This is a genomic window from Nonomuraea lactucae, from assembly GCF_003313395.1.
Classification (GTDB): Bacteria; Actinomycetota; Actinomycetes; order Streptosporangiales; family Streptosporangiaceae; genus Nonomuraea; species Nonomuraea lactucae.
In genome coordinates, this window is the sequence record NZ_QNFZ01000645.1 from 1 (window position 1) to 2,735 (window position 2,735).

Annotated in this window: 2 protein-coding genes and 1 pseudogene; all 3 read left to right on the top strand. The window is 68.4% G+C overall.

Translation table 11 applies throughout. The features are described from left to right. Nucleotides 1-345 (top strand): annotated as a pseudogene (locus DQW85_RS24730) (ROK family protein); the annotation flags it as partial. Between the two features lie 16 nt (nt 346-361). After that, complete coding sequence (locus tag DQW85_RS24735; protein WP_113702403.1) at nt 362-1,705, top strand: extracellular solute-binding protein; 1,344 nt, start codon at nt 362-364, stop codon at nt 1,703-1,705. 108 nt (nt 1,706-1,813) lie between these two features. After that, a complete protein-coding gene (locus tag DQW85_RS24740; RefSeq protein WP_240197403.1) occupies nt 1,814-2,665 on the top strand; it encodes a carbohydrate ABC transporter permease in 852 nt (283 codons plus the stop codon). The last annotated feature ends 70 nt before the right edge of the window (nt 2,666-2,735 follow it).

Consider the following 2,735-nt stretch of genomic DNA (forward strand, 5'->3'; position numbering starts at 1 on the left):
CAGCGGGCCGACGACGCGCGGGCCGGGCTGCGCGACATCGCCGCCCGGCTGGCGGTCGGCATGGCCGCCATCACCTCCGTCGTCGATCCCGGACTCATCGTGCTGACCGGTGGCGTGGTGCTGGCCGGCGGCGAGACCCTGCGCGAGCTGATCGAGCACGAGCTGCACGCGCTGACCATCCCCAGGCCCGAGCTGCGACTGTCCACGGTCGACGGCAACCCCGTCCTCGCCGGGGCGCTCGACCTCGCCCTCGACATGGCGCGAGACGAGGTCTTCAGCTCCACGGTGTCCCCGTCCAGTGGTCCATCGCAGGCAGCGGCCGCTGCACCAACCGTTCCATCTTGATCAGGAGGCACCCCCCGTGCGCTTCGTCCCCATCGCGGTCGCCGGCCTCGCGGCTCTGGCGCTGACCGCCTGCACAGCGGGCAAGGAGGGCGCGCCGTCGCTCGGCGCCCAGCCCAAGCCCTCCGGCTCGGCCTCACAGGCCCTGCCCGCGGCGACCATCGAACTGTGGCACGGCTTCTCCACCGACGCCGAGGTCAAGGCCTTCGAGGACGCCATCGCCGGATTCAACAAGAAGTTCCCGCAGATCACGGTCAAGGCCACCAAAGGCGTCCAGGACGACCAGATCACGCAGGCCGTCCGCGGCGGCAAGGCGCCCGACGTGGCGGCCTCCTTCACCACCGACAACGTGGCCCAGTGGTGCAAGTCGGGCTCCTTCCAGGACCTCACCCCGGTGATCAAGCAGGACGGCATCGACCTGTCCGTGCTGCCCCAGGTGTCGCGGACCTACACCGAGTACGACGGCAAGCGGTGCACGATGCCGCTGCTGGCCGACGCGTACGGCCTCTACTTCAACAAGGCCCTGATGAAGGGCAACGAGCCGCCCAAGACGCTGTCGGAGCTGACCGAGCTGACCAAGAAGCTCACGGTCCGCGACGCGAACGGCGACATCAAGGTGGCCGGCTTCATCCCGAGCTTCCAGTACTACGAGAACTCCCCCAGCCACATGGGCCCGATGGTGGGCGCCAAGTGGTACAACGACGACGGCACCTCGGCGATCGGCTCCGACCCGGCGTGGAAGCAGCTCCTGCAGTGGCAGAAGGAGCTCGTCGACTGGTACGGCTACGACAAGCTGGAGAAGTTCCGCAAGGGCCTGGGCGACGAGTGGGGCGCCGAGCACCCGTTCTTCAAGGGCAAGGTCGCCATGATCCTCGACGGTGAGTGGCGCAACGCGATGATCGCCAATGATCCGAAGGCGAAGGACCTGGACTACGGCACGGCCCCGCTGCCGGTCGCCGACGACAAGCCCGACCTGTACGGCAGCGGCTTCACCGCGGGCACCGTGATCGGCGTGCCGAAGGGCGCCAAGAACCCGCAGCACGCCTGGGAGCTGGTCAAGCACCTGACCACGGACACCGACTCCCTGGTGACGCTCTCCAACGCGCTGCGCAACGTGCCGACGACCAAGGCCGCGATGGAGTCGCCCAACCTGGCCAAGGACGACAACTTCAAGACCTTCCTCGGCATCTTCGCCCACCCGAAGACCTCGACGCTGCCCGCCAGCGTCAACAGCGTCTTCAACCAGGAGGCGCTCTCCACCTTCCTCACCAAGTGGGAGAAGGGCGCCGTCGCCGACCTGGACGCGGGTCTGAAGGGCGTCGACAAGCAGATCAACGACAAGCAGAAGCTGTCCGGAGGCTGATCTTCCATGGCCTCCGTGTCCCACGCTGCGCCTCCCCCTGGCCGGTCCAGGTGGAGGCGCGGCGAGGGCCTTCGGGCCCTCGTATGGCTGTCGCCGTGGCTGGTCGGGATGTCGATCTTCTTCGTCTACCCGCTGCTGTCCACGGTGTACTTCTCCTTCCACCGCTACGACCTGTTCACGCTGGAGTTCGCCGGGCTGGACAACTACCGCTACCTCCTGAAGGACCCCAGGGTCCTGACGTCGGCCAGGAACACGCTGTGGCTGGTGGTCTTCATGGTCCCGGCACAGGTGCTGTTCTCGCTGGCCCTGGCCCAGCTGATCACCATGCTGAAGGCCGGGGTGGGGCTGTTCCGCACGATCTTCTACCTGCCGACGCTGGTGCCGGCGGTGGCGGGCACAGTCACGTTCGTCTTCCTGATGAACCCGTCGACCGGCCCGTGGAACCAGTTCCTGGCGGCGTTCGGCATCACCGGGCCCGACTGGTTCGGCGACCCCGCCTGGTCCAAGCCGAGCCTGACGCTGCTGGCCCTGTGGAGCTGCGGCAACACCATGGTGATCTTCCTGGCGGCCCTGCTGGACGTGCCCAAGCACCTGTACGAGGCCGCCGCCATCGACGGCGCCGGGCCGTGGCGGCGCTTCCGCAGCGTCACGCTGCCGATGATCTCGCCGGTGCTCATGTTCTCGGCGGTCACCGGGGTGATCTACGCTCTGCAGTACTTCACCCAGGCGATGATCGCCTCCCGGGTGGCGTCGGGCGCGACCGACTCGGCGGGCTCCAACTTCGTGCCCGGCTACCCCGACGAGTCGCTGCTCACGCTGCCGCAGTGGCTGTTCCACGTCGGCTTCCGCGACTTCAGCATGGGCTACGCCTGCGTGCTGGCCCTCCTGCTGTTCGGCACGTCGATGATCTTCACGCTGATCCTGCTGCGCCAGTTCCGGCGCGCCGAGGAGACCACATGAGCGCGACCGTGACCGCGCCGCCCGCCGCCGCCGTCGGAGGCGCCCGGCGGCCGAGCGCCAGCGCCCGCAG